At 73.1% G+C, this 24,266-nt stretch carries 21 protein-coding genes; 11 read left to right on the top strand and 10 right to left on the bottom strand.

Annotated elements, in window-relative coordinates; genetic code table 11:
- Positions 1-99: 99 nt before the first annotated feature.
- Together AMK33_RS36560 and AMK33_RS36555 are read right to left on the bottom strand one after the other, a co-directional pair.
- Positions 100-450, bottom strand: a complete 351-nt coding sequence (locus AMK33_RS36560; RefSeq protein ID WP_073937348.1) for a hypothetical protein — start codon at positions 448-450, stop codon at positions 100-102.
- A 67-nt stretch (positions 451-517) separates the two neighbouring features.
- Positions 518-895 (bottom strand): DUF6479 family protein, encoded by a 378-nt coding sequence (locus AMK33_RS36555; RefSeq protein WP_073937392.1) that lies wholly within the window; start codon positions 893-895, stop codon positions 518-520.
- Positions 896-1,015: 120 nt separating this feature from the next.
- Between AMK33_RS36555 and AMK33_RS36550 the strand changes: the two genes are divergently transcribed.
- The 4 genes from AMK33_RS36550 (at position 1,016) to AMK33_RS36535 (ending at position 6,083) form a co-directional block, all read left to right on the top strand.
- Positions 1,016-1,387: a ferredoxin gene (locus AMK33_RS36550; RefSeq protein WP_073937345.1), complete on the top strand. Its 372-nt coding sequence runs from the start codon at positions 1,016-1,018 to the stop codon at positions 1,385-1,387.
- 119 nt (positions 1,388-1,506) lie between these two features.
- Entirely contained in the window at positions 1,507-3,780 is a 2,274-nt protein-coding gene (locus AMK33_RS36545) for a serine/threonine-protein kinase (RefSeq protein ID WP_073937343.1), read from the top strand.
- Between the two features lie 76 nt (positions 3,781-3,856).
- Positions 3,857-5,425: a phytoene desaturase family protein gene (locus tag AMK33_RS36540; protein ID WP_107425326.1), complete on the top strand. Its 1,569-nt coding sequence runs from the start codon at positions 3,857-3,859 to the stop codon at positions 5,423-5,425.
- A gap of 79 nt (positions 5,426-5,504) precedes the next feature.
- Positions 5,505-6,083: a TetR/AcrR family transcriptional regulator gene (locus AMK33_RS36535; protein ID WP_073937342.1), complete on the top strand. Its 579-nt coding sequence runs from the start codon at positions 5,505-5,507 to the stop codon at positions 6,081-6,083.
- Positions 6,084-6,096: 13 nt separating this feature from the next.
- On the opposite strand, the gene paaK is transcribed toward AMK33_RS36535, so the two are convergent.
- Together paaK and AMK33_RS36525 are read right to left on the bottom strand one after the other, a co-directional pair.
- The gene (gene paaK / locus AMK33_RS36530) at positions 6,097-7,398 is read right to left on the bottom strand and encodes a phenylacetate--CoA ligase PaaK (protein WP_073937340.1); all 1,302 of its coding nucleotides are present in this window, start codon (positions 7,396-7,398) and stop codon (positions 6,097-6,099) included.
- A gap of 202 nt (positions 7,399-7,600) precedes the next feature.
- Entirely contained in the window at positions 7,601-9,163 is a 1,563-nt protein-coding gene (locus tag AMK33_RS36525; protein WP_443030949.1) for a sulfatase, read from the bottom strand.
- Between the two features lie 451 nt (positions 9,164-9,614).
- Between AMK33_RS36525 and AMK33_RS36520 the strand changes: the two genes are divergently transcribed.
- The 4 genes from AMK33_RS36520 to AMK33_RS36505 all read left to right on the top strand — a co-directional run bounded on the left by AMK33_RS36520 (position 9,615) and on the right by AMK33_RS36505 (position 12,181).
- Positions 9,615-9,857 carry a DUF397 domain-containing protein gene (locus AMK33_RS36520; protein WP_030862688.1) on the top strand — a complete coding sequence of 81 codons (243 nt, stop codon included), beginning with the start codon at positions 9,615-9,617 and terminating at the stop codon, positions 9,855-9,857.
- 134 nt (positions 9,858-9,991) lie between these two features.
- Positions 9,992-10,891 (top strand): universal stress protein, encoded by a 900-nt coding sequence (locus AMK33_RS36515; RefSeq protein ID WP_073937338.1) that lies wholly within the window; start codon positions 9,992-9,994, stop codon positions 10,889-10,891.
- A 132-nt stretch (positions 10,892-11,023) separates the two neighbouring features.
- Positions 11,024-11,626: a CGNR zinc finger domain-containing protein gene (locus AMK33_RS36510; protein WP_079195110.1), complete on the top strand. Its 603-nt coding sequence runs from the start codon at positions 11,024-11,026 to the stop codon at positions 11,624-11,626.
- Between the two features lie 57 nt (positions 11,627-11,683).
- Positions 11,684-12,181, top strand: coding sequence for a hypothetical protein (locus AMK33_RS36505; RefSeq protein ID WP_073937336.1), 498 nt, complete (start codon positions 11,684-11,686; stop codon positions 12,179-12,181).
- A gap of 55 nt (positions 12,182-12,236) precedes the next feature.
- On the opposite strand, the gene AMK33_RS36500 is transcribed toward AMK33_RS36505, so the two are convergent.
- Together AMK33_RS36500 and AMK33_RS36495 are read right to left on the bottom strand one after the other, a co-directional pair.
- Positions 12,237-14,147, bottom strand: a complete 1,911-nt coding sequence (locus AMK33_RS36500) for an N-acetylmuramoyl-L-alanine amidase (RefSeq protein ID WP_073937335.1) — start codon at positions 14,145-14,147, stop codon at positions 12,237-12,239.
- Positions 14,148-14,487: 340 nt separating this feature from the next.
- The gene (locus tag AMK33_RS36495; RefSeq protein ID WP_073937334.1) at positions 14,488-15,600 is read right to left on the bottom strand and encodes an aminoglycoside phosphotransferase family protein; all 1,113 of its coding nucleotides are present in this window, start codon (positions 15,598-15,600) and stop codon (positions 14,488-14,490) included.
- A gap of 234 nt (positions 15,601-15,834) precedes the next feature.
- Here AMK33_RS36495 and AMK33_RS36490 point away from each other — a divergent pair, with 234 nt between their 5' ends.
- The gene (locus AMK33_RS36490; protein ID WP_073937333.1) at positions 15,835-17,325 is read left to right on the top strand and encodes a DNA-binding protein NsdB; all 1,491 of its coding nucleotides are present in this window, start codon (positions 15,835-15,837) and stop codon (positions 17,323-17,325) included.
- Between the two features lie 27 nt (positions 17,326-17,352).
- Here AMK33_RS36490 and AMK33_RS36485 read toward each other — a convergent pair whose 3' ends face one another.
- The 3 genes from AMK33_RS36485 to AMK33_RS36475 form a co-directional block, all read right to left on the bottom strand.
- Positions 17,353-18,753 carry a PP2C family protein-serine/threonine phosphatase gene (locus AMK33_RS36485; protein ID WP_073937332.1) on the bottom strand — a complete coding sequence of 467 codons (1,401 nt, stop codon included), beginning with the start codon at positions 18,751-18,753 and terminating at the stop codon, positions 17,353-17,355.
- Positions 18,754-19,048: 295 nt separating this feature from the next.
- A complete protein-coding gene (locus AMK33_RS36480; protein ID WP_073937331.1) occupies positions 19,049-20,143 on the bottom strand; it encodes a baeRF3 domain-containing protein in 1,095 nt (364 codons plus the stop codon).
- A 78-nt stretch (positions 20,144-20,221) separates the two neighbouring features.
- Complete coding sequence (locus AMK33_RS36475) at positions 20,222-21,823, bottom strand: alpha/beta hydrolase (protein WP_073937330.1); 1,602 nt, start codon at positions 21,821-21,823, stop codon at positions 20,222-20,224.
- Positions 21,824-22,096: 273 nt separating this feature from the next.
- Between AMK33_RS36475 and AMK33_RS36470 the strand changes: the two genes are divergently transcribed.
- Positions 22,097-22,732, top strand: coding sequence for a chaplin (locus AMK33_RS36470; protein ID WP_073937329.1), 636 nt, complete (start codon positions 22,097-22,099; stop codon positions 22,730-22,732).
- 31 nt (positions 22,733-22,763) lie between these two features.
- Here AMK33_RS36470 and AMK33_RS36465 read toward each other — a convergent pair whose 3' ends face one another.
- The gene (locus AMK33_RS36465; protein WP_073937328.1) at positions 22,764-23,249 is read right to left on the bottom strand and encodes a nucleoside deaminase; all 486 of its coding nucleotides are present in this window, start codon (positions 23,247-23,249) and stop codon (positions 22,764-22,766) included.
- A gap of 82 nt (positions 23,250-23,331) precedes the next feature.
- Here AMK33_RS36465 and AMK33_RS36460 point away from each other — a divergent pair, with 82 nt between their 5' ends.
- Positions 23,332-24,117, top strand: coding sequence for a GNAT family N-acetyltransferase (locus AMK33_RS36460; RefSeq protein WP_073937327.1), 786 nt, complete (start codon positions 23,332-23,334; stop codon positions 24,115-24,117).
- Positions 24,118-24,266: the final 149 nt, after the last annotated feature.

Here is a 24,266-nt window from a genome sequence, read left to right as displayed (position 1 = left end):
GCTCGCCTCGGACACGCGAAAGGGCGGGCCGTACGCCCATGACCGCGTCACAGCGGTCGATGGACGTACGGCCCGCCCCGGGGCGGTGGCCGGCCCTGCCTACGTACGGTCGCCCTTCGGCTTGCCCCGCTGGTCCGGGGTGCCGTGCGGCGGCGGGCTGGACGGCTGCGGCGAGGTGGCGGGCGAGACCGGGGACCCGGCCCGCCCGGCGCCCTGCTCGGGACGGAGTGCGCCGGGGTCGCCGGACGTCGGCTCGGCACCCGCGTTGAGCTGCTCCAGCCGGGCCTTCAGCAGCCCGGTCGCCGGAACCCGGTCGGCGTGCGAACGCTCGTACGCCAGCAGCTCCTCGACCTCGCCCGCGGACAGCGAGCGGATCCGGCTCTCCAGGCCGCCGATGGGCAGATGGTCGTAATCGGGCAGCGGCAGGGCGTTGCGGGCGGGATCTGCCATGGTTCTCACTTCCCTGGTGTACGACGTTGCATGGCCGTCGGCGGCAGGCCGACGGGGAGCGGGACGGTCAGCGGCCCCCCGGCCCGCCGCTGCCGAACGCCCCGCTGCTGCCCTCGTCCCAACGGGGCCGCTCCTGCGACGCGCTCGTACGGCTGCCGGCGTTGCCGTGGCCCTTCAGCTCGTGCGGCAGCAGCCGCTCGTCGCTTCCGGGCACCTCGTCCGGCTCCCGCCGCTCCCGTGTCTCCCGGACCGGGCCCCCCTCGGGCATCCGGGGCTGTTCCTCCGGGCCGGGTCGGCGCACCGTGCTGTTCCTGACCCGGCGGCTGCCGAAGACGAACATGCCGATCAGCAGCGCCAGGACCACCACACCCGCCACCACGAGCCCCGCACCGAGGGCACCGCGGCCCGCGGCGAGGTCGGCCGTCTCCATCCACGCGGTGTTCATCATGGCCCGCGAGTACCCCCGGTCCCGCCCGCCAACCTGCTCACCTCGCAGCGCCGCACAGCGCGTGGAACCCTTGCGGGCACCGGGTTTGGCCGCCGGGGCGGCGGCTACCCGCACGATGTGACGACGACATCCCAGGAAGAGCTGTTCCGGTTCCTGGAGGACCGTTTCGCGTGCGCCCAGGCATGCACCGAGTGCGCGCGGTCCTGCGCGACGCGGGCGAGCCTCGTGGACCCGGACGGCACCGAGAACCAGGAACTCGTACGACGCAAGGGCATCATGTGCGCGGAGGTCTGCGACGCGACCTGCCGGGTGCTGTCCGAGCAGAACCAGGTGGACGAGGCGACCATCCGCGTCCAGGTGGAGTGGTGCCGCCAGGTGTGCCTGGAGAGCGCGCAGGTGTTCGACGGTTGCTCCGGGGCGGAACAGACGGCACAGGCGTGCCGCGCCTGCGCACGGGCCTGCACGGAATTCCTCGCCACTCTGAACTGACCCGCCGGTAAGCGACGAGGACCGGGCGTCGCGGCACCGTACAAACTCGGGCGAGTTGTCGCCATACTGGACGAGCCAGGGGAGGGCGGGGCGGACTGCGACGGGGGCGGGCGAAGGAGATGGGGGACAGCAGGCTGATCCACGGCCGGTACCGGCTGATCGACCGGATCGGACGCGGCGGCATGGGGGAGGTGTGGCGGGCACGGGACGAGTCACTGGGGCGGCAGGTCGCCGTGAAGTGCCTCAAACCCGTCGGCCCGCAGCAGGACCAGTCGTTCAGCCGGGTGCTGCGCGAGCGGTTCCGCCGGGAGGCCCGGGTGGCCGCGGCACTGCAGCACCGGGGGATCACCGTCGTACACGACTTCGGGGAGTCCGAGGGCGTGCTCTATCTGGTGATGGAGCTGCTCCAGGGCCGCAACCTCAGCCAGCTCCTGGAGGACAACAAGCAGCATCCGCTGCCGGTCGACGAGGTGGTGGAGGTCGCCGAGCAGGTCGCCGCGGCCCTCGCCTACACCCACGACCAGGGCGTCGTGCACCGGGACCTCAAGCCCGCCAACATCGTGCGGCTGGACGACGGCACGGTGAAGATCTGCGACTTCGGCATAGCCCGCCTCGGCCACGACATCGGCTTCACGTCCCGGCTGACCGGCACCGGCGTCGCCATGGGCACCCCGCACTACATGTCGCCGGAGCAGATCAGCGGCTCGGAGGTGGACCGGCGCAGCGACCTGTACTCCTTCGGCTGCGTGCTGTACGAGATCGCCACCGGTGTGCCGCCGTTCGACCTCGACGACGCCTGGGCGGTCCTCGTCGGACACCGCGACACCCCGCCCCGGCCGCCGCGCGGCCACCGCGCCGAACTGCCCGAGCGGCTGGAGCGCATCATCCTGGACCTGCTGGCCAAGGAGCCCGGCGGGCGGCCGGACAGCGCCCGCGAACTGGCCCGCCGGGTCGGCGCGCTGCGGGCCGCACCGGCCGCGGTGGCGGCAGGGCCGGGCCCGGCGGGCCCGCCCGACGCACCCGCGGGCGCGGTCCGTCCGTACCTCTTCGAGGAGCCCGAGCCGGTGGGGCGCGCGGCCCGGCTGCCGTCCTGGACCCGCGGCATGACCACCGGACACAAGGCGGCCGGCGCCGGGCTGCGCACCACACCCCCCGACCCGGCGGCCGGCCTGTCCGGCGAGTGGATCGCCCGCCCCGCCGCCGGCTCCCGCGCGCGGCCCGCGGCGGACGGGCCGCCCGCGCCCTCACCGGAGGCGCTGACCGCCCTCGCCGGACGGCACAACGCGGGCCTGAGCCTGGGGCGCCTCGGCCGCTGGACGGAGGCGGGGGAGGTGCACCGCGCGGTCGCCGCCGAGCGCGAGCACCTCCTCGGCCCCGACCACCCCGACACCCTCGCCAGCCGCTACGAGGTCGCGTTCACCCTCAGCCGCACCGGCCGCGCCGCCGACGCGCTGCGCGCCTACAAGCAGGTCGCCGAGGCCCGCATCCGCGCGTTCGGCGCCGACCACCCCGACACCCTCGCCGCCCGCCAGGAGATGGCGTACGTCCTCGCCCAGCTCGGCCGCCCCTTCGACGCCCACCAGGTCTATCTGTCGGTGCTCGCCGCCCGCGAGCGGACCATGGGACCCGACCACCCCGACACCCTGCGCTGCCGCCACAACCTCGCCTTCAACCTCAGCCGGCTCGGCCGCCTGGAGGACTCGTACGGCATGGCGTGCGAGGTGGCCGCCGACCGCGCCCGCGTGCTCGGCCCCGAGCACCCCGACACCCTCGTCACCCGGTACGACGTCGCCTACACCCTCGGTCAGCTGGGCCGCTGGACGGAGGCCCTGGAGACCTACCGCGAGGTCGCCGAGGCCCGCGCCAGGGCCCTCGGCCCGGACCACGCCGACACCCTCGCCGCCCGCTACGAGACCGGCATCAGCCTGGGCCGGCTCGGCCGCACCGCCGAGGCCCTCGACCTCTACCGCGCCCTGGTCGGGGACCGCACCCGCGTCCAGGGACCCACCCACCCCGAGACCCTGCGCGCCCGGCACGGCATCGGCGTCAACCTCGGCCGGCTCGGCCGCTGGGTGGACGCCCTCGCCGAGTCCCGCGAGGTGTGCGCGCTGCGCGAGCGGGTCCTCGGCGCCGACCACCCGGACACCCTGGTCAGCCGTCGCGAGGTGGCCGTCGGGCTGGGCTGGCTCGGCCACTGGGCGGACGCGCTGACCGAGTACCGGCGGGTCGCCGAGGCCCGTGAGCGCGTCCTCGGCGCGGACCACGCCGACACCCTCGCCGCCCGCAACGACGAGGCCCACTGCCTGGAGCGGCTGGGCCGCGGCGCGGAGGCGGCCGGGCTGTACCGCCGGGTGGCGGCACTGCGGCAGCAGGGGGCGGTCGGCGGGGCGTGAGACTCCGGCGCGTGTCCGGCCGGTGCGGACCGGTGCGTGTCTGGCCGGTGCGGACCGGTGCGTGCTACGAAGAACCATGACCGCACCCGAGGCAACCCGGACCTACGACGCCGTCATCGTCGGCGGAGGCCACAACGGCCTCGTCGCCGCCGCCTACCTCGCCCGGGCCGGGCGCTCCGTGCTGGTGCTGGAGCGGCTGGACCACACCGGCGGGGCGGCGGTGTCCACCCGCCCGTTCACCGGCGTCGACGCACGGCTGTCCCGGTACTCGTACCTGGTCAGCCTGCTGCCCCGGAAGATCGTCCGGGACCTGGGGCTCGACTTCCGACTGCGCACCCGCACCATCTCCTCGTACACCCCCGTCGAACGCGACGGACGGCCCACCGGGCTGCTCGTCGGCGGCGGCGAGCAGCGCACCCGCGAGGCGTTCGCCCGGCTCACCGGTTCCGAGAGCGAGTACCGGGCCTGGCAGCGCTTCTACGACATGACCGGCCGCGTCGCCCGCGGCGTCTTCCCGACCCTCACCGAGCCGCTGCCCACCCGCGACGAACTGCGCCGCACGGTCGGCGACGAGGAGGCCTGGCGGACCCTCTTCGAGGAACCCCTCGGCGTCGCCGTCGAGGAGCGCTTCGCCGACGACCTGGTGCGCGGCGTCGTCCTCACCGACGCCCTCATCGGCACCTTCGCCGATGCCCACGACCCTTCGCTGAAGCAGAACCGCTGCTTCCTCTACCACGTCATCGGCGGCGGCACCGGCGCCTGGGACGTCCCCGTCGGCGGCATGGGCGCCCTCACCGAAGCCCTGGCCGACGCCGCCCGCGCCGCCGGAGCGGTCATCGCCACCGGCCACCGGGCGGTGCGCGTCGACACCGACGGCCGCACCGCCGAGGTCACCCACCGCACCGCCGACGGCGAGGGCGTCGCCGCCGCCCGGCACGTCCTGGTGAACGCCTCCCCGCAGGAACTCGCGAGGCTCACCGGCGACACACCCCCGTCGCCCGCCGAGGGCGCCCAGCTCAAGGTGAACATGCTGCTCGAGCGGCTGCCGAGGCTGCGCGACACCTCCGTCGACCCGCGCGAGGCGTTCGCCGGCACCTTCCACATCGCCGAGGGATACGGGCAACTGGCCGCCGCCCACGCCCAGGCCACCGCCGGTGAGCCGCCCGCCGTCCCGCCCTCGGAGATCTACTGCCACTCGCTCACCGACCCCACGATCCTCGGCCCGGACCTGGCCGCCCGGGGCTACCAGACCCTCACCCTGTTCGGACTGCACACCCCCGCCCGGCTGTTCGAACGGGACAACGACGCCGTACGCGAGGAACTCCTGAAGTCGACGCTCGCCCAGCTCGACGCCCATCTCGCCGAGCCCCTCGCGGACTGCCTGGCCACCGACGCCGACGGCCGCCCGTGCCTGGAGGCCCGGTCCCCGCTGGACCTGGAACGCGACCTCGGACTGCCCGGCGGCAACATCTTCCACCGCGAACTGTCCTGGCCCCATGCCCAGGACGGCACCGGCCGCTGGGGCGTGGAGACCCGGCACGCCAACGTCCTCCTGTGCGGCGCGGGCGCGGTGCGCGGCGGCGGGGTGAGCGGTGTACCGGGGCACAACGCGGCGATGGCGGTGCTGGAGTCCGGGGAGGGCTGACGCGTCGACGGGCAACTCCGGACGTAGTACTCTGCCTGAAGTGGTGTGATGGTGGGTGCTGCGGGCGGAGTTGGTGTCAGTGGTCAGACGGAACGAGCAGCGGCGGGCCGCGCTGGTGGACGCCGCGATCGAGGTGCTGGCCCGTGGGGGCGCCCGGGGGCTGACGTTCCGGGCGGTGGACACCGAGGCCGCCGTACCCGTCGGCACCGCGTCGAACTACTTCTCCTCGCGCGACGACCTGCTCACCCAGGCCGGCGCCCGGGTCTACGAGCGGCTCCAGCCCGACGACGAGCTCATCGCCCGGCAGCGGGCCGCCGGCCGTGACCGGGAGGCCTACGCGGGGCTGATGCGGGAACTGGTCGGCCGTGTCGCCGCCTTCCGCACCGGATACCTCGCCCTGCTCGAACTCCGGCTGGAGGCCACCCGCCGCCCCGGACTCCGCGAGGTGCTCACCGAGCGGGTCCGTGCCGACGTCGAGGCCAACGTCCGCTACCACGAGGGAGCGGGTCTGCCCGGCGACGCCATGGCCGTCAGGCTGCTGTATCTGGCGCTGAACTGGCTGATCGTCGAACAGCTCACCCTGCCGGACGTCTTCACCCCGGACGAGCGCGAGCGGCTGGTGACGGCCGCGGTCGAGCGGATCGTGGCCGCCGAGTAGCCGGAACGGGCGGTCAGTCCCGCTTCTCGCGCAGGTCCACGATCCGCCGGATCTTGCCCACCGAGCGCTCCAGCGTCTCCGGATCGACGATCTCCACGTCCACCGAAACGCCGATGCCGTCCTTCACCGCCGCCACGATCGACCGGGCGGCCACGTCCCGCACCGTGGCGTCCGTGCCGGGGCGGGCCTCCGCGCGGACGGTGAGGGAGTCCATACGGCCCTCCGTGGTGAGACGGAGCTGGAAGTGCGGTGCCACGCCCGGGGTGCGCAGCACGATCTCCTCGATCTGCGTGGGGAAGAGGTTCACCCCGCGCAGGATCACCATGTCGTCACTGCGGCCGGTCACCTTCTCCATCCGCCGGAACACCCGGGCGGTCCCCGGCAGCAGACGGGTCAGGTCCCGCGTCCGGTACCGGACGACCGGCATCGCCTCCTTGGTGAGCGAGGTGAAGACCAGCTCACCCCGATCGCCCTCCGGGAGGACCTCGCCGGTGAACGGATCGATGACTTCCGGATAGAAATGATCCTCCCAGATATGGAGCCCGTCCTTGGTCTCCACGCACTCCTGTGCGACACCCGGTCCGATCACCTCCGACAGCCCGTATATGTCGACCGCGTCGATCGCGAACCGCTCCTCGATCTCCTGCCGCATCCGCTCCGTCCACGGCTCCGCGCCGAAGATCCCCACCCGCAGCGAGGTGGAGCGCGGGTCGACACCCTGCCGCTCGAACTCGTCGAGCAGGGTGAGCATGTAGGACGGGGTCACCATGATGATCTCGGGCTTCAGGTCCTGGATCAGCGTCACCTGACGGGACGTCATCCCGCCGGACGCGGGGATCACCGTACAACCGAGCCGTTCGGCGCCGTAGTGGGCGCCCAGACCACCGGTGAACAGACCATAGCCATAGGCCACATGTGCCGTGTCCCCGGGTCGGCCGCCCGCCGCGCGGATGGACCGGGCCACCATGTCGGCCCACATGGAAAGGTCACCTTCTGTGTAGCCGACGACCGTGGGGCGTCCGGTGGTGCCGCTGGAGGCGTGCAGACGGCGGATGCGGTCGCGGCCCACCGCGAACATGCCGTACGGGTAGTTCTCCCGCAGGTCCGCCTTGGTGGTGAACGGGAAACGGGACAGGTCGGACAGCGAGCGGCAGTCGTCCGGGTGGACGCCCGCCTTGTCGAAGGACTCCCGGTAGAACGGCACATGGTCGTACGCGTGCCGCAGCGAGCTCCGCAGCCGCTCCAACTGGAGCGCCCGCAGGCCCTCGAGGTCGAGCCGTTCCGCCGGGTCCAGCAGGTCCGCCGCCTCCGTCATCGGGACCGTCCTCCCACCTGTCATACCAATTCGGGCGACCGATCATTCGGTCGATCTTTCCGGGAACAGTAAGTCAGGCCACTGGCCTGGGGGCAAGAGTCCGCCCGCGCTTTTCTCACCCCCGCCGCCCCTTCCCGCCCCGGACCCCGCTCCTCAAACGCCGGAGGGTCTGTTCTTCAGCCCGTCCGGCAAAAATTCAGCCTCACTGGCGCTCCCCCTCGCCCCGCGGTCCGTAGGCCGTCATGAAGCGGTCGCGGAACTTTTCCATGCCCCAGCGCGGAGCGTCCGGCGCGGGCTTGAGGCCTTCGGTCCAGTTCCAGCCGGCCACCCGGTCCAGCACCTTCGGGTCCTTGGCGACGATCGTGACCGGCACGTCCCTGTTGGTGCTCCCGACGGTGACGGTGGGCACCGGCTGGTGGTCGCCGAGGAAGACCAGGACCGTGTTCTCGTCGCCGTACCGCTCGACCCACTCGGTGATGCTGCTCAGTGAGTACTCGATGGCCCGCCGGTACTCGGTGCGCACCTTCTCCGGGTCCTTCCAGACCTCCTTCGGGTCCGTGCCCTCCTTCTTGATCTCGTGGAACACCGAGCCGTCGCCGAGGTCGTCCCAGTCGATCATGTGCGCGATGGGGGACCAAGGGTTGTGGCTGGAGGCGAGGATGATCTCCGCCATGATCGGCTCGCGGTCCTTCCTGCCGTGCTCCAGCCGCTCGAAGGCCTCCAGGCTGAACTGGTCGGGCACGGGGGTCCAGCTGAAGTACGGGCCGTGGTAGCCGAGGTGCTCGGAGTCGTAGATGTGGTCCAGGCCGAAGAACTCGCCCTCCGGCCAGGCCCGCCGCACTCCGGGCACGATGCCGACGGTCCGCCAGCCACCGGCCTTGCGGAAGTACTTGGTCAGGGTCATGCGGTCACTGGTGGTCAGGTTGCGGTAGCGCTGCTGGTTCTTGATCCACAAACCGGACAGGAAGGTGGAGTGCGCGAGCCAGCTTCCGGCGCCGGTCACCGGGGACTTCAGCCAGCCGCTCCGGGAGGCGAAACCGGCGTCCTCGAGCCTCCGGGTGCCGTTCTTCAGCGCCGTGTCGACCGGTCCCGCCATCGCCGGGTCGTCGATCGCGACCCGGCCGTAGCTCTCGATGAAGGTGAACAGGACGTCCTTGCCGCGCAGCCCGGTGAGCAGTCGGTCGGGCGGCGTCTTCGCGAAGGCGTCGACCGCGGCCTCCTTCTCGAAGACCCGCGCGTCGCGCAGCCCCGCCCGCACCTGCTCCACCCGGTTGCCCAGCATCTCCGAGGTGCCCCTGGTGGCGACCGGCACACCGGTGACCCGCACGCCCAGCGTGACACAGGTGATCCACACGACGCCCAGGACCAGCGTCGTGCGGACGGCGACGGGACGGTGGCGGGCCATCAGACCGGTCAGCCGCACCGTCGCCAGCGTCATCACCACCAGCAGGGCCACGAACAGCACGATCACCCCGGCCACGGCGAGCACCTGCCCGCCCCGGCCGAACGACTCCCGGACGAAGTCCGTCGCGTCGTCCAGCAGGATCCAGTCGAGCACCAGGTCGAACGGCCGGGCCAGCACCTGGTGGAAGCCCATGTCCACGAGCTTCAGGACGATCAGCAGACCGAGCAGGACGCCCGAGACCACCGCCCCGGTCCGCCGCCACCTCGACGGCAGCGCGAGCAGCAGCGCGGCGAGCAGGACGCCCTCGGCGGGCAGCCGGACGAACGCGTCGACGCCGACGCGTTCCACCCGGTTCGGCATGAGGAACGCGAAGAGCACCAGCGCCCCGGCGAGAACCGTCGTCCCCACGGTGACCCCGCGCGCCGTACGAGGCCACCGGTGCCGCCAGCCGAACCAGCCCGGTGGCGTGACCACCGGCGGTGTGCTTCCGACGCTCTCCCCGGACGCGGCCGGATCGCCGCCTTGGTCCGCTCCGCCCTCGGTGGTGTCCGGCAGCCGGCGGGGGCGAATGAAGAGCGACACCCGGAGGGTCCTTCCGTGCGGTCCTGCGGTGGCATGGCGGACAGGGCCCGGTGAGCGGGCCTGCCCACACCAGTACGTCGGCACGTCGCCGTGGGTTCAAAGCGCGCCGGCCCGGTTTGCTCCGCCCGCCCCGGCGTCCTCGCGGAAAGGTGTTCCTCGCGGCCTGTCGGGGGCAGGGACCGATCGCTAGGCTGGCCCGCGGACGACGGTAATCGGGAGGAGCACGGACGTGGCCGAGAGCACCACCCAGCAGCGCCCGCTCACGGGCTGGGACAAGCCGGAGCTGGACCTCAGCAACGCGCAGTGGCAGTCCAGCAGCCGTGGCCTGGGCGATGTCCAGATCGCCTTCGTGGAGGGCTTCATCGCCATGCGCAACAGCGGCAGCCCGGAGAGCCCTTCCCTGATCTTCACCCCCGCCGAGTGGGGCGCGTTCGTGTCGGGAGCGCGGGAGGGGGAGTTCGACCTGACGTGAGCGGCTCCGCCGCCACGGGGGGTGTTCCGCGCGTTTTTCCGGACACGCGATCCGAAGCGCCGTTCCCGGCCCGCGCCTGAGTCAGGCTGGCCGGGGGGCGGAGACCGAAGGTCGTATCCCGGAGGCGAGGAACCATGAACACCCAGCCGGTCGTCGCGGCGGTCGACGGTTCGGACGACAGCCTGCGCGCCCTGGAGTGGGCCCTCGACGCCGCACGCCGGCGCGAGGCCCCGCTGCGGATCGTGCACGTGCGCCAGTACGCCTCCTGGGCACAGCCCGAGGTCCTGGCGGCCGGGCCGCCCGACCCCGACGAGGACCCGGTCCTCGACCAGGTCCGCGGCCACCTGGCACAGCGGAGCGGTCTGCCCGCTGCCGAGTACGTGGCGCTGGAGGGGGCGCCGGGCGCGCTGCTGCCCGAAGCGGGGGCCACGGCCCGGCTGCTGGTGCTCGGCTCCCGGGGACGCGGGGGCTTCGCCAGCCTGCTGCTCGGGTCCAACTCCCTGGCCGCGGCGCGTGACGCCGAGTGCCCGGTCGTCGTCGTGCCCCGGCCCGGGCGTGGGGGCGGGGACGAGGAGGGGGCGTCGGCCGGGGCCGACCGGCCCGTGGTGGTCGGGCTGAACGCCGACAGTCCCGACGAGACCACGCTCGCCTTCGCCTTCGCGGAGGCGGCGCTGCGTGGTGTCCGGCTGCGGGTTCTCGCCGCTTATCCGTGGCCGTTGCAGACCTGGATGCTGCCGGGGGAGATGCCTCCGCCGCAGGTCGACCAGGACGCCGTCGAGCACGAGACCCGTCTTCTCGCCGACGGCTTCCTCGCTCCGCACCGGGAACGGCATCCCGAGGTCGCCGCCGGGATCGACGTGCTGCCCGGGGACGCGGCCGGTCATCTGGTCGACGCGTCGCGGGACGCCGAACTGGTCGTCGTGGGCCGTCATCGTCGTCGGCTGCTGGCGCCGGCCCGCATGATGGGGTCGGTGACGCAGGCGGTGCTGCTTCATGCGGTGAGTCCGGTCGCGGTGATTCCTCCCCCCTCGTAGCTGCGGGCACTCGTGCCGCTGGGGCGGCACGGGTGGGCGCAGCGGCACCTCGCAGCGCCGAGTTGCGCGACGTCCCCCGCCCGAGCACAGCGCCCGGTGCTAATGGCAGCAGACTCCTTTATCATTAGCGGCATGCGGGACTCGATCATCACGGACGCCCATCTCGTCCTGGACCTCGCCCTCACCATTCGTCATGACGGCAACGGCGGAGTCGCCGACGACCTGGCCGAGACCGGCGGGCTCACCGGCTGGGTGCGGGCGCGTCCGGAGGTGCTGGCCGGCGCGGAAGGCTATGTCGCTGACGCCGGCGGCCTCGCCGACGTCCGCGACCTGCGCGCCGCCGTCCGCGCCCTGTTCGCGCACGCCGTCCGCCCGGCCGAACCGAGCCCCGCGGACGCGGCCCGCCTCCTGCCCGTCCCCGAGGCCCTGCGCAAGCTGAACGACGCTGCCGCCCGTACCCCCACCGTCCCGGTCCTGCGGTGGGACGACGGAGCCGAGCCCGTCGTCCGCCGACGGCCCGTCCCGGACGGCGGGCACGACCTGACCGCCGTACTCGCCCAGGCCGCGATCGCCTTCCTCACCGGCCCCGACCGCGAACGCCTCCGCGCCTGCCACGCCCCCCGCTGCGTGCGCTACTTCCTGAAGGAACACCCGCGTCAGGAGTGGTGCAAGCCCTCCTGCGGCAACCGCGCGCGGGTGGCCCGCCACCACGAGCGGCACCGGCGGTCCGGGTAGCGGAGGCGGGCGTCGCCCGACCGTCCATACGCGGGTCCGGGCACGTACCATGGCGGCATGTCGTTCCTCCGCCGCCGCAGTGCCACGCCCGCCGGGCCCGAATTCGACGTTCTGGCCATGGACCCGGGTGACTGGCCCGGCAATCTGGGCGCCGGGCTGCTGCCCGCCCCCGACGGAAGCTGCCAGGGCGTCTTCCTGCGTTACGACCTGTTCGGCGGCCGCGGCCCCGCGATGATCATCGGCAATCTGCCCGAGGGCTCCCCGGCCCGGGACGTCCCGGAGGGCGAGGTCCCCTTCGAGGTCGGGCAACTGCTGCTGGCGCTGGAGAACGACGAGGAGATCACCGTCGTCGGCACCGAGGACGTGCCGGTGATGCAGGGCGACAACCTGCTGATCGTGCGCCGGGTCAAGCTCTCCGAGAGCCGGATCTCCTGCGTGCAGTTCGACCGCAGCGACAACGTCCTGGTGACCATCGCCGCCTGGGACCGCCCCATCACCGACGACCTGTACGCCCTCCTCAAGCCGCTTCCCGCGGAGCTGTTCCAGCAGGGCTGACACAAGGGGCCGGGTTCCGTGGGAACCCGGCCCTCCCGCTACGTCCTTCGCGCCGCTACGACGACGTCACCGTCACGTCCGCCGCCCGGACGAACCCGACCCGGTGGCCGAACTGGATCTCGTAGTACAGGTCCTTGCCCCGCACCACCTGGTGGGACGCCTCGTCGAAGGTCACCGCGTAGTAGTACTCGCCGGGCACCTTGCCCCCGGTCACGTACTTCTGGCCCTTGAGCACCGTGTACGGCAGCGGCGACACCGCCTGGGCCGGCACGCCCTCCGGGTAGGCCGCCTTCTCCGGGTACGCCCTCCCGTACACCGGCACCGAGTCGAGGCCCTTCTTCGGTGTGACGACCTTGCCCTTCGCGGGCACCGCGGTGGGATGCTTCCTCGGGTTCTCGAACCAGGCCTTCTGGCCGAGGTACCAGATGGCGGTCCAGTCGCCCCAGCGGTCGGCGACCGCGTACTGCTGGCCCGTGGAGATCCGCGAGGACAGGTCGTTCACCCCGGTGGTCGGGGCGGAGCCGAGGCCGATGTCCCTGATCAGCGGGGAGTCCTCGTCGTGGTCGGAGTACAGCCGCACCGCGCTCGACCCGTGGGTGGCGCACGGCTCGCCCGCGGTCTCGCAGCCCGTGAAGACGGGCCGGTTGGCGGTGTAGTCGGGCCGGATCGTGACGATGCCCGCGTGCTTGCCGGCCGTGGCCTTCAGTGGCCTGCCCAGCAGTTCGAAGTAGTGCCGCCAGTCCCAGTACGGTCCGGGGTCGGTGTGCATGCCGGGGATGGTGGCGGTGGTCGTCCCCGGCACCGTGTCGTGGCCGAGGATGTGCTGCCGGTCCAGCGGGATGTCGTACTTCTCGGCGAGGTACTTCACGAGCCGGGCCGAGGACCGGTACATCGCCTCGGTGTACCAGGCGTCGGGGTCCGCCAGGAAACCCTCGTGCTCCAGTCCGATCGACCCCGCGTTGACGTACCAGTTGCCCGCGTGCCAGGCCACGTCCTTCGCCTTCACATGCTGGGCGATGTGACCGTCCGTGGAGCGCAGACTGTATTGCCATGACACATAGGTGGGGTCCTGCACCATGTCGAGGACGCCCTCCCAGGCGCCCTCCGTGTCATGGACGACGATGTACCGGATGCGCTGCGAGGCGGGCCGGTCGCCCAGGTCGTGGTTGCCGTAGTCGCCGTCGCCGAACTCCTCGTACGGTGCCGGGATCCACTCGCAGGACACCGTCCTCGGGCACTCCGTCCCTGCGGCGGAGGCGGTGCGCAGTCCGGCGCGCTCCAGCGCCGCGGTGTCGGGCGCGAGGCCCGGGCGGGCGGCCAGGGCGACCTGCTGTCCGGCGTCGGTGACGCGTTCCTCGCCGGCGCGGATCACCTCGTACACGTCGTTCGCGTACGCCGTCGCCGACGCGGTGTCGTCCGCGCCGGAGAAGAGGGCGACCGCCGCGTACCAGTCCGCGGGGTCGTCGCTCTTCGGCTCGCCCAGCCGGCGTTGGGCCTCGGCCAGCAGCGCTGCGCCGCCCGCCACGTTCGCGGCCGGGTCCTCGCGCAGGCGTTCGGGGCTGAGGCCGGTCAGGTGGGCGGCTCTCGGCAGGGTGGTGAGCCGGGCGGGCAGCTCTTCGGTACGTGCCGCTCGTGCCTCGGGACGCTTCGACGGGCGGGCCTCGTCGCCGCGCGGGTCCTCCGCGCCGGAGGAATGGTGGTCGGAGGCGGCGAGCGCGGTGCGGGCGTCCGTGAGGTGCATGGGGCCGTAGCCGCCGGTCACGCTCGGGGCGCCGGCGTGGGCGTCCCAGCGGGACTGGAGGTAGGAGACGCCGAGCAGCACGCTCTGCGGTACGTCGTACTCGGCGGCTGCGGTGGCGAATGCCTGCTGGAGGTGGGCGGTGCTCGGCGGGGTGGTGGAGGGGGCGGCGCCGAGCAGGGGGAGGGTGAGGGCGGCTGCGGCGAGGATGCGGACGGGTTGTCTCAATGCGGCCTCCTGGGACGGTGGGACGTGTGACGTGAGCCGAGTGGTGCGTCAGTGGTACCGGTCGGCTGATAATCCGTCAATCATGCCCAGGGAGGCGCGTATTACCTTGTCAATCGGGGTGCGCGTCGGTTTCGTGGTGGTGGGTGCCGGGCCTGCGGGGCGTCAGTGGTGTACGCCAGTGGTGGTGGGGCGGGGGTGGGTTCGCCGGCCGGCGCTTGCCGGGTGCCGCTGCGCCCACCCGTGCCGCCCTGGGGGTACCTCCCAGGCCCTTGAGGCACTGGGGGAGGCACGACTGCCCGCAGTTGGGGTGGCACGACTGCCCGCGATCGGGACGGGGTGGTCAGCGGGTGCCTACTGCTGCTCGTACTGCTCGGCGGGCCATCTGGCAGTCGTCGTGGAGGCGGCGGAGGAGGAGGCGGTGTTCCTCGCCGGACGGGGCCGTGGGGGACGTGTCCTGCATCGAGCGCTGGACGGCCGTCTCGTACGTGCGGATCTCCCGGGTCAGCACCAGCATCAGGTTGACCAGGAAGGCGTCCCGCGAGGCCGGCCCCGCCGACTGGGCGATCTGGCTGATCTGACGCCGGGCCGCCGGAGCGTCACCGAGGACCGACCACAGCGTCGCCAGGTCGTACCCCGGCAGATACCAGCCCGCGTGCTCCCAGTCCACCAGCACCGGACCGGCCGGTGAGATCAGGATGTTGGAGAGCAGGGCGTCGCCGTGGCAGAACTGGCCCATGCCCTGCCGCCCGGTCGCCAGCGCGATGCCGTGCAGCAGCTTCTGCAGGTCGCCCAGGTCCCGGTCGGTGAGCAGACCCAGCTCGTGGTACCGGGAGATACGGGCCGCGTAGTCCAGCGGCGCGTCGAACGTCCCGGCCGGCGGCCGCCAGGAGTTCAGCCGGCAGATCGCGCCGAGTGCCGCCCTGATGTCCGCCCGCGGCGGTGCCTCCGCCGGGTGCCGCTGGAGCGCCGCGACCCTGCCGGGCAGCCGCTCGATCACCAGCGTGCCGTTGTCCGGGTCCGCCGCGATCAGCCGGGGCGCCCGCACAGGCGGACGGTGCCGGACGAACGAGCGGTATGCCGCTATTTCGTGGCGGATCCGCTCACTCCACGCGGGGGAGTGGTCCACTAAGCACTTGGCGACCGCGGTGCTCCGGCCGGTGGTGCCGACCAGCAGGACGGACCGGCCGGTGCGGCGCAGCACCTGGACCGGGGCGAACTCCGGGCAGATGCGGTGCACCGACGCGATCGCCGTGCGGAGCTGGGCGCCCTGCGGGCCGGACAGGTCGAGCCTCCCGCTGAGCGGCTGGGTGCCCGGTCCCGCGGTGCGCCGTACGTTGCCGGCGCCGAGGACGGGGTTCGCCGGGCGCGCGGGGGCGAGGTAGGGGCCGCTGTCCGACGGACGGGGGCGCAGCGGCCGGGGCGGGGCGGACACGGAGGACGATGCTGCGTACATGGGTGATACAGATCCCTTCGTGTGCCTGCGACGTCAGTGCACCACCCGGCCCGGCCGCCCGGGCGCACCCTGGGGGAATGCCCCTGTGCGACGGGGTCGTGGTGGCGCGTTCCTACTCGACACCCGATGTCCCCTGGCACACCATCTGGCGCACCCTGGCGAACCCTGGCGAATAGTCGCCCGGCAACCCGCACCGGGCTACTGTCAACTCAGCCGAGAACCTGGGGGCTTGACGTGAGCGGACAACCCAACACCCGGCTCTCGGACCTGTTCGGCCTGGCCGGCTGGTCCAAGGGCGAACTCGCGAGGCTGGTCAACCGGCAGGCGGCGGCCATGGGCCACCCCCAGCTGGCGACCGACACCTCCCGGGTGCGGCGGTGGATCGACATGGGAGAGATCCCGCGCGATCCCGTACCGCGGGTGCTGGCGGCTCTGTTCACCGAGCGTCTCGGCCGTGTCGTGACCATCGAGGATCTCGGTCTGGTCCGGCACGGGCGTACGGGGAAACGGCCACGCCCCGGGAGTGCGGAACATCCCGACGGAGTGCCGTGGGCGCCCGAGCGGACAGCCGAGGTCCTCACCGAATTCACGGGAATGGACCTCATGCTCAACCGACGCGGCTTGGTGGGCGCGGGTGCCGCGCTCACCGCGGGCTCCGCACTCAGCAGCGCCATGCACGACTGGCTGCACACCGATCCGGCCCTGACCGCCGACGCTCCCCGACTCGACGACCCCCTGCGCGCCGACCCCGCCGGGTTCGACCGGTACGAGGCCGCCCCGATCGGCTCGCAGGAGATCGAGGAACTGGAGCGCTCCGTGGAGGTGTTCCGCGCCTGGGACGCCGCCCGCGGCGGCGGTCTCCAGCGCAAGGCGGTGGTCGGCCAGCTCAACGAGGTGGGCGGGATGCTCGCCTACCACCACCCACCCCATCTCCAGCGGCGCCTGTGGGGCGTCGCCGCCAACCTCGCCGTCCTCGCGGGCTGGATGTCGCACGACGTCGGCATGGAACCCACGGCCCAGAAGTACTTCGTGATCGCCGCCCACGCGGCCCGGGAGGGCGGTGACCGGCCGCGCGCCGGTGAGGCCCTGTCCCGGGCGGCCCGCCAGATGGTGCACCTGGGCCGGCCCGACGAGGCGATGGACCTGATGAAACTCGCCCAGTCCGGCTCGGGCGAGGAGGTCCTGCCGCGCACCCGCGCCATGTTCCACACCATCGAGGCGTGGGCGCAGGCGTCCATGGGCAGGGGCCAGGCGATGCGCCGCACCCTGGGACAGGCGGAGGACCTGTTCGTCTCCGACAAGGGGGACGTGCCCCCGCCGAACTGGATGCAACTGTTCAACGAGGCGGACCTGTACGGCATGCAGGCGCTGGCGTACCGGACGCTCGCGGAGTTCGAGCCGGACGCCGCCACGCACGCCCAGCACTACGCGGACAAGGCGCTGGCACTGCGGGTCGACGCGCAGCAGCGGTCGAAGATCTTCGACTTCCTGTCCATGGCCTCCGCGTGCTTCATCGCCGACGACCCCGAACAGGCGGACCGGTTCGCGCGCCTCGCCCTGGTGTCGATGGGGCAGAACTCCTCGCGCCGCACCTGGGACCGGCTGCGCCAGATGTACCGGCTCACCGCCGAGTACGCCTCGTACCCGAGGATCCAGGAGCTCAGGGAGGAGATCGAACTGGTGCTGCCCAGGCCCAGGGGCAAGGGCGGCACCGCCCAGGCGTGAGGGGGCGGCCCGGCCCGGCGCGGATCGCTACGGGGCGACCCGGGCGACGAGCACACAGGCGGCGTCGTCGCGCTCCCGCTCGCCGAGCTCCTCCACGACCGCCCGGACGCACTCCTGCGCGGTGCGGGCGGCGGCGAAGCGCGGGGCCAGTTCGAGCAGACGGTGCACGGCCGTGGCTCCGGCGTGCCCGGGCACCAGTCCGTCGGTGTGCAGCAGCAGCACGTCACCGGCTTCGAGGGTCTCCTCGGCCTGTCCGTAGGAGGCGCCCGAGGTGGCGCCGAGCAGTACGCCGTCCGGCGCGTCCAGCGCCCGCCCCGTCCCGCCGCGGAACAGCAGCGGGGCGGGGTGTCCGGCCTGCGCCCACAGCAGTGAGCGGGTCTCGGGCCGGTAGCGCAGACAGACGGCGCTGCCCAGGGCCGGCTGCGCGGTGGTGTCCAGTAACCGGTTGAGGCAGGCCAGCAGCGGTCCCGGCGCGGTGCCGGTCATCGCCATGCCGCGCACGGCGCCGAGCAGCATCGCCATGCCCGAGGCGGCGCCGACGCCGTGTCCGGTCAGCTCGCCGACGCTGAGCAGCGTCGTGCCGTCGGGCAGTTCCAGGGCGTCGTACCAGTCGCCGCCGATCCGCGCGTGCGCCGACGGCGGCAGGTGGGCCGCGGCGAGGTCGAGGGCCCCCGGGCCGGCCTGCGGGAGCCGCAGGGGGCCGTGCCACGTCGGCAGCACGGCCTCCTGCAGCTCGACCGCGAGCCGGTGCTCGGTCCGCGCGGCGGCGTGCCGCCGGCGGTGCAGCGAGTCACGGGTCTCGCTCACCGCCCGTCGGCAGCGGCGCAGTTCGCTGACGTCGCGCAGCACCGCCCACATCGAGGCGGTGCTGCCGTCGGCACCGAGTACCGGTTCGCCCATCATGTGCACGGTCCGTACGCCGTCGTCCGGGCGTACGACGCGGAACTCCCCGTCGATGGGCCGGGCGTCGACCAGACAGTCCGTGACCATCGCGGTCAGTCTGGGCCGGTCCTCCTCGAACACCAGCGAGGGCAGTTCGTCGAGGGTGAGCGGCGCGGCGGCCGGGTCGCGGCCCAGGATCCGGTACAGCTCCCCGGACCAGCGCACCTCGTCCGTGAGCAGGTCCCACTCCGCGCTGCCGACCCGGCTGAGCAGGGCGTCGTGCGGTGCCGGCGCCGGACCCGGCACGGGGAGCGGGTCGTCCCGCAGTTGCGCCAGGTGCCCGTCCAGGTCGTCGAGCTGGTGCAGCGCCAGGTCGTACAGCGCGCGCCGCCAGCGTTCCCGCGGGTCCTCCGTGTCGGCCGGGGTGTCACGGCGTACGGCGTCCACCTCGCCCTTGAGCCGCCGGGTCTGCGAGATGAGCGCGTCGACCGGACCGCGTCCCGGCGGCGGGGCGGCTGGACGGTCCGCGGAGAGGTGGGACGGCATGACGCACTCCGATGCGGGAACGGTACGGCCTTCAGGTGGAGGGAGGGGCCGCTACGACTGTCGCACAGCCCGCGACGGCCTGTAAGGGATTCGGCAACACACGATAAGGCGGTGCCTACGGCATATGCCACCGTCTTCGCCGGGTTACCCGCGGGAATACGTCAGAGGCACTGTGGGCGTCTCAACTCCCATGGTACGCAAGTGATATGACGTCCCGTCGGCCACCGGTCACCACTCATTCGCGCGTTCGACGGACAAGTGTTTGCATGCGGGTGACCGGTGGGTCGCCCCGTCCTCAGTAGCGCAGCACCGCCGCCATCCCGTCCGCGTCCCCGAGCGCCCCGTCCGGGACGAAGCGGACCTCGGCGCCGGTCTCCAGGCACTGCTCCACGATCTCGTCCACGATGTCCGCGCGGGCGTCCAGGTCACCGTCCTCGGCGACGATCAGATGCTCGCCGGCGTCGCGCACCGTGATCCGGTAGTTCTCCTCCACGGCCAGCAGCCGGACCCGGCCCTCCCGGGCGCTCTGCCACAGCTCGTCGACGCCGGCCGCGAACTCCTTGCGCCCCCGGGCCGACTCCAGCGACCGGGCCACGTCCTCGGTGCTCTTGCGGGCCTCGGTCTCCAGCACCGGCCGCACGGCCTGCCACACCGCCTCGGGCGTGCCGTGCGCCAGCCCGCCGTGCGGGACGTGCACGGCGTCCCTGGCCACGCTGCCGGCCTCGCACAGCAGGGACAGGGCGGCGGGCTCACCGGTGACGTACAGCGGTCGCGGGTGGTCGCGCAGCAGCCTCCCCATCGCGGTGTCCGTGTCGCGCAGGAACCGGCGGGTGTCCTCGTCCCGGAAGTTGCTCGGCTGGTCGCCGACCTGCTCCTGCCGCTCGGGGTCGAAGTTCCGCTGCTCCCGGACCAGCGGGAAGCCGCCGACGCGTTCCTCGACGACCCGGTCCACGCCGCCGCTCCACAGGGTGCACCGGTCGGCGGAGACGGACAGCACCCAGAACGGCCGCTGCGCCGTGTGGGCGGAGACGAGGTTGCGGGTCAGGAAGGTGTCCGAGAGGACGATGCGCTCGGGCACGGCGCGGGCGAGCGACCACACCTGGTGCTCGCCGGGGGCGGCGAAGATGACCAGTCCGTCCTCCGAGTGCGACAGATCGACCTCGGTCAGGGCCCGGTCGAGCTGCAGGGACACATCGTTGCGCCGGTCCCGGGTGACCGCGGGATCGGCCTCCAGCTTCTTCTTGGCCTCGGCCACCGCGTTGCGCAGCCGGACGGCGTCCTGGGTGTTGAGGGGCTCGCGCCGGTGCGTCGGCGTCAGCACGGACACCGCGGGGTAGGGGCGCGGGCGACGAAGCTCGGCAAGGGTCGCGGGACTCAGATCGTGCTCCATGACAGCACCATAGGGCGGATTCACCGGCGGGGCATTCGGGGCGAAACGGCCTGTGCGTCTTCGGGGCCGGGCCGCCGTTCAGACGCGGCCGTCGTCCTCGGAGCCGCAGGAACTGCCGCTGCGCGGCAGGGAGCCGTAGAGCAGGAAGTCGTCGATCTTGCGGTGGACGCACTCGGACGACCCGTAGCCGGTGTGCCCCTCGGCCCGGTTGTCCAGCACCACGGCGGAGGGACCGAGCCGCTCGGCCGTCTCCACCGTCCAGCGGTACGGCGTGGCCGGGTCGCCCCGGGTGCCGACCAGCAGCATCTTCGGCGTGTCGAGGTCCTTGACCCGCTCGCGGATGTAGTCGGTCCCCTTGGGGCGGCCGTAGCACAGCACCACCTGGGCGAGCCGGTACCGCCCGAAGACCGGCGAGGCCTCCTCGTAGGCGCTGCGCAGCCGGGCCAGGTCCCGGGTCAGCCGTTCGGCGTCCGGACGGTCGGGGTCGTCCGCGCAGTTCACCGCCATCAGCGCCGCCGGCAGGTTGTCCAGGGGCACGTCCTCCTCGTCGACGAGGGGGTGGTCGGCCCGCTGCGGCACGGGCGGCGCCATCCCTCCGGTCGCGAGGGCCTCCACCCCGCGGGTGTCCCCGTCCTCCATGAGCTGGGCGAGCGCCCGCTGCAGCAGCGGCCACATCTCCTTGGTGTAGAGGCCCTGCCCGATGGCGCCGGCCAGGTCCTGACCGGTGAACTCGTAACCGAAGTCGGTCGGCACCGGGTTCTCGTCGAGCGAGTCGACCAGCTCCACGACCTGTGTGCGGGCCGTGCGCGCGTCCTGCCCGAACGGGCAGGCGAGCTCCTCGGTGCACCACGTGAGGAAGTTGTCCAGCGCGGTCTGCTGCCCCTTGGCACCGGCCAGCCCCTGCTCGGCCAGCGGCTCGGTCAGCGTGTCCACGCCGTCCAGCGCCATGCGGCCGACCCTGTCGGGGAACTTGGCGGCGTACACCGCGCCGAGCCGGGTCCCGTACGAGAATCCCAGGTAGTTGAGCTTCCTGTCGCCGAGCGCCTGGCGCATCACGTCCAGGTCGTGTGCGACGTCCACGGTGCCGATGTGATCGAGGACCGGGCCCGAGTGCTCGGCACACTCGGCGGCCACCTCGCGCAGTTTGCGCAGCGTGTCGCGCGGGTCCGCCATCTCCTCGCCGTCGGTGGCCTCCAGCGCCTGACCGGTGGCGTCGGCGCCACAGCTGACCGGTGCGGAACGGCCGACGCCGCGCGGGTCGAAGGAGACCACGTCGTAGTCCTCGGTCAGGCCCAGGAAGTCCTCGCGGCCGCCGGCGAGCCCCATCACCCCCGAACCGCCCGGGCCGCCGAAGTTCAGCAGCACCGAGCCCCGCGGGTCGCCGGAGGCGCGGTAGCGGGCGAGGGCCAGTTCGAGGGTGCCCTCGTCGGGCTTCGCGTAGTCGAGCGGCACGGTGACCGTCCCGCACTGCATGTCCTTCGGCAGGTCCGCGCTCTCGCAGGCCGCCCATGTGATCTTCTGGTCGTAGAACCGGTCGAGGTCGGAATCCGTCCGGCCGGTGGCCGTCAGCCCCGTACCCAGCAAGGCCAGCCCGACCGCCCCGGCGGCCGCGCAGCGCGGGACCGAGGGCCGCACCGCGCAGCGCCGGACCGAGGGTCGCTTGGACAGCTTGGCCAGCATCGATGCCTCCAGGGACGTCCCGACCTGCGCCCTCGCCCACCATAAGCGGGCCCCGGGGCTCCCGCCCGTCGGCCTCGCGGCGGCCCGCCGGGCGCCCCGGTCCGGTGTTCGGCCGCCATGAGTTCGACGGTCTTTGCCCGGGGTTCGAGCGGCGGGACGCCCGATGGGGTGAACCGGCTGCGGCATACGGATGAGCCATAACCCGGATGCCGCAGTCGCGTTCTATCCGGTGCGGGCGGACGCCCGCGACCATCTCTGGAAGGCAGGGAACCGATGAGACGGGTCACCCGAAACGGCGTGATCGCCGTCGCCGCGGCGTCGGGCGCGATGGCCGTGGCGGTACCGGCGTACGCCGATGCCGGGGCGGAGGGGATCGCGGCCGGTTCGCCCGGCGTGGGGTCCGGGAACACCGTCCAGCTCCCGGTGCACGTCCCGGTGAACGTGTGCGGGAACACGGTGAACGCGGTGGGCCTGCTCAACCCCGCCGCGGGCAACACCTGCGTCAACGAGGACACGGGCGAGCGGGGCGGTACAGCGGCGGGGCCCTCCGCCGTGACCGAGGCGCAGGACTCGCCGGGCGCGGTGTCCGGCAACGGGGTGCGGTTGCCGGTGGACCTTCCGGTCAACGTCAGCGGGAACAGCGTGAACGTGGCCGGCGCCGGCAACGCGTCGGCCGGCAACACCTCCACGAACACCTCCGGCGAACGGCCCGACCGCCCGGACGGACCCGGGCCCGCCGCGCCGCCGCGCACCCTCCCCGACCCGGCGCCGCACGCGGCCCCGCCGCACACCGCAGCCCTCGCCGACACGGGTGCCGACCGGACGCTCCCGGTCCTCGGCACCGGCGCCGCGCTCTTCCTGGGCGGAGTCGCCCTGTACCGCCGCGCCCGCCTGCGGACGTACGGCTGAACCGTCCGGAGAAACGATCGGCCCCCGTGGGTCAGCCGCGTCCGCGGTGGAACCGCCGGTGCAACTCCTCGACCTCGTCCGCCAGTCCGGGGACGGGCCCGGCCACGGTCACGCCCGGGGCGATCTCGGTGACGGGCAGCGTCCGCACCGGCGGGGCGGGCACCCCCAGCTCGGCGAGCCAGGACGCCAGCTGCTCGGAGGAGGCGACGTACACGATGCGTCCGAGGCCCACCCAGGCGTGGGCGGCGGCGCACATCGGGCAGTGCTCACCGGAGGTGTACACCGTGGCCGCGGCCCGTTCGGCGGGGCTCATGTGCGCCGCCGACCAGCGCGCCAGCTCGAACTCGGGGTGCCGGGTGCGGTCGCCGGAGGCCACGCGGTTGTGGTCCTCGGCGAGCACGGTGCCGTCCCCGGCCACCAGCACCGAACCGAACGGCTCGTCGCCGGACTCCAGCGCCTCGGCCGCCAGTTCCACGCAGCGCCGCAGATACGGCAGTTCCTCATCCCGCACGACCATGGTCCGGCCTCCTCACGACGCTTGAACGACAGCAACGGTAATCCCGTTGCCCCGGACACCGCCCCATGGTGGGGTCTGCCGCATGGATGAAGCTGCCGTACTCGCCCTGTTCGACCGTGAGATGCGTGAGGAGGTGCGGCCCGACGGCCCCGGTTCGGAGGTCGAGCGCGTCGGCGCCGTGGTGCGCCATGCGGGCCCCGCGCACGGCTGGAACGGTGTCGTCTGGTCCGCGCCGGAGGCGGCGGGCGTGGACGTGGACGCGGCGATCGCGGAACAGATCGCGTACTTCACCGGGATCGGCCGTGAGTTCGAGTGGAAGCTGTACGGGCACGACCTGCCGGTGGACCTCGGACAGCGGCTCGTGGCGGCCGGATTCACCCCCGAGCCGGTCGAGACGCTCATGGTGGGCGAGGTCGCCGGTCTCGCCCTCGGCACCGAGCCGCCCGAGGGCGTCCGCATCGTGCGGGTCACCGACCGGGCGGGTGTCGACCTGATGGCCGACGCGCAGGCGAAGGCGTTCGGCACCGATGCCTCCCGGTTCCACCGGTACCTGCTCGACCGGCTCACCACCGCCCCCGACAGCGTCGTCGCCGTCGTGGCGCTGGCGGGTGACGAGCCGGTGAGCGCGGCGCGCATGGAGCTGGTGCCGGGTACTTCGTTCGCCGGGCTGTGGGGTGGTGGCACGGTACGGCACTGGCGTGGGCGGGGCATCTACCGCGCGCTGGTCGCCCACCGGGCCCGGGTCGCGGCGGACCTCGGCTACCGCTACCTCCAGGTCGACGCCTCCAGCCAGAGCCGCCCCATCCTGGAACGCCTCGGCTTCACCCCTCTGACGACGACCACACCGTACGTCTACCCGAGCCGCTAGCTACGAGCGGCTGCGCCGCTTACCGGCGCAGCCGCGGGCAGTGGGGCCACCCACCCCCGTAGCTGCTGGCAGTCGCGCCACCCACCACTGCAACCGCCGTAGCTGCGGGCAGTCGTGCCTCCCCCAGGGAGGTACCCCCAGGGCGGCAC

The organism is Streptomyces sp. CB02400 (assembly GCF_001905725.1).
Classification (GTDB): domain Bacteria; phylum Actinomycetota; class Actinomycetes; order Streptomycetales; family Streptomycetaceae; genus Streptomyces; species Streptomyces atrovirens.
This window is presented reverse-complemented; position numbering and strand designations above follow the sequence as displayed.

Bases quoted from the DNA above. Each gene is read 5' to 3' on its own strand.
- AMK33_RS36560 (WP_073937348.1), bottom strand. From the start codon at position 450: ATGGCAGATCCCGCCCGCAACGCCCTGCCGCTGCCCGATTACGACCAT.
- AMK33_RS36555 (WP_073937392.1), bottom strand. From the start codon at position 895: ATGAACACCGCGTGGATGGAGACGGCCGACCTCGCCGCGGGCCGCGGT.
- AMK33_RS36545 (WP_073937343.1), top strand. From the start codon at position 1,507: ATGGGGGACAGCAGGCTGATCCACGGCCGGTACCGGCTGATCGACCGG.
- AMK33_RS36540 (WP_107425326.1), top strand. From the start codon at position 3,857: ATGACCGCACCCGAGGCAACCCGGACCTACGACGCCGTCATCGTCGGC.
- paaK (WP_073937340.1), bottom strand. From the start codon at position 7,398: ATGACGGAGGCGGCGGACCTGCTGGACCCGGCGGAACGGCTCGACCTC.
- AMK33_RS36525 (WP_443030949.1), bottom strand. From the start codon at position 9,163: ATGCCGAACCGGGTGGAACGCGTCGGCGTCGACGCGTTCGTCCGGCTG.
- AMK33_RS36515 (WP_073937338.1), top strand. From the start codon at position 9,992: ATGAACACCCAGCCGGTCGTCGCGGCGGTCGACGGTTCGGACGACAGC.
- AMK33_RS36510 (WP_079195110.1), top strand. From the start codon at position 11,024: ATGCGGGACTCGATCATCACGGACGCCCATCTCGTCCTGGACCTCGCC.
- AMK33_RS36505 (WP_073937336.1), top strand. From the start codon at position 11,684: ATGTCGTTCCTCCGCCGCCGCAGTGCCACGCCCGCCGGGCCCGAATTC.
- AMK33_RS36495 (WP_073937334.1), bottom strand. From the start codon at position 15,600: ATGTACGCAGCATCGTCCTCCGTGTCCGCCCCGCCCCGGCCGCTGCGC.
- AMK33_RS36485 (WP_073937332.1), bottom strand. From the start codon at position 18,753: ATGCCGTCCCACCTCTCCGCGGACCGTCCAGCCGCCCCGCCGCCGGGA.
- AMK33_RS36480 (WP_073937331.1), bottom strand. From the start codon at position 20,143: ATGGAGCACGATCTGAGTCCCGCGACCCTTGCCGAGCTTCGTCGCCCG.
- AMK33_RS36475 (WP_073937330.1), bottom strand. From the start codon at position 21,823: ATGCTGGCCAAGCTGTCCAAGCGACCCTCGGTCCGGCGCTGCGCGGTG.
- AMK33_RS36470 (WP_073937329.1), top strand. From the start codon at position 22,097: ATGAGACGGGTCACCCGAAACGGCGTGATCGCCGTCGCCGCGGCGTCG.
- AMK33_RS36465 (WP_073937328.1), bottom strand. From the start codon at position 23,249: ATGGTCGTGCGGGATGAGGAACTGCCGTATCTGCGGCGCTGCGTGGAA.
- AMK33_RS36460 (WP_073937327.1), top strand. From the start codon at position 23,332: ATGGATGAAGCTGCCGTACTCGCCCTGTTCGACCGTGAGATGCGTGAG.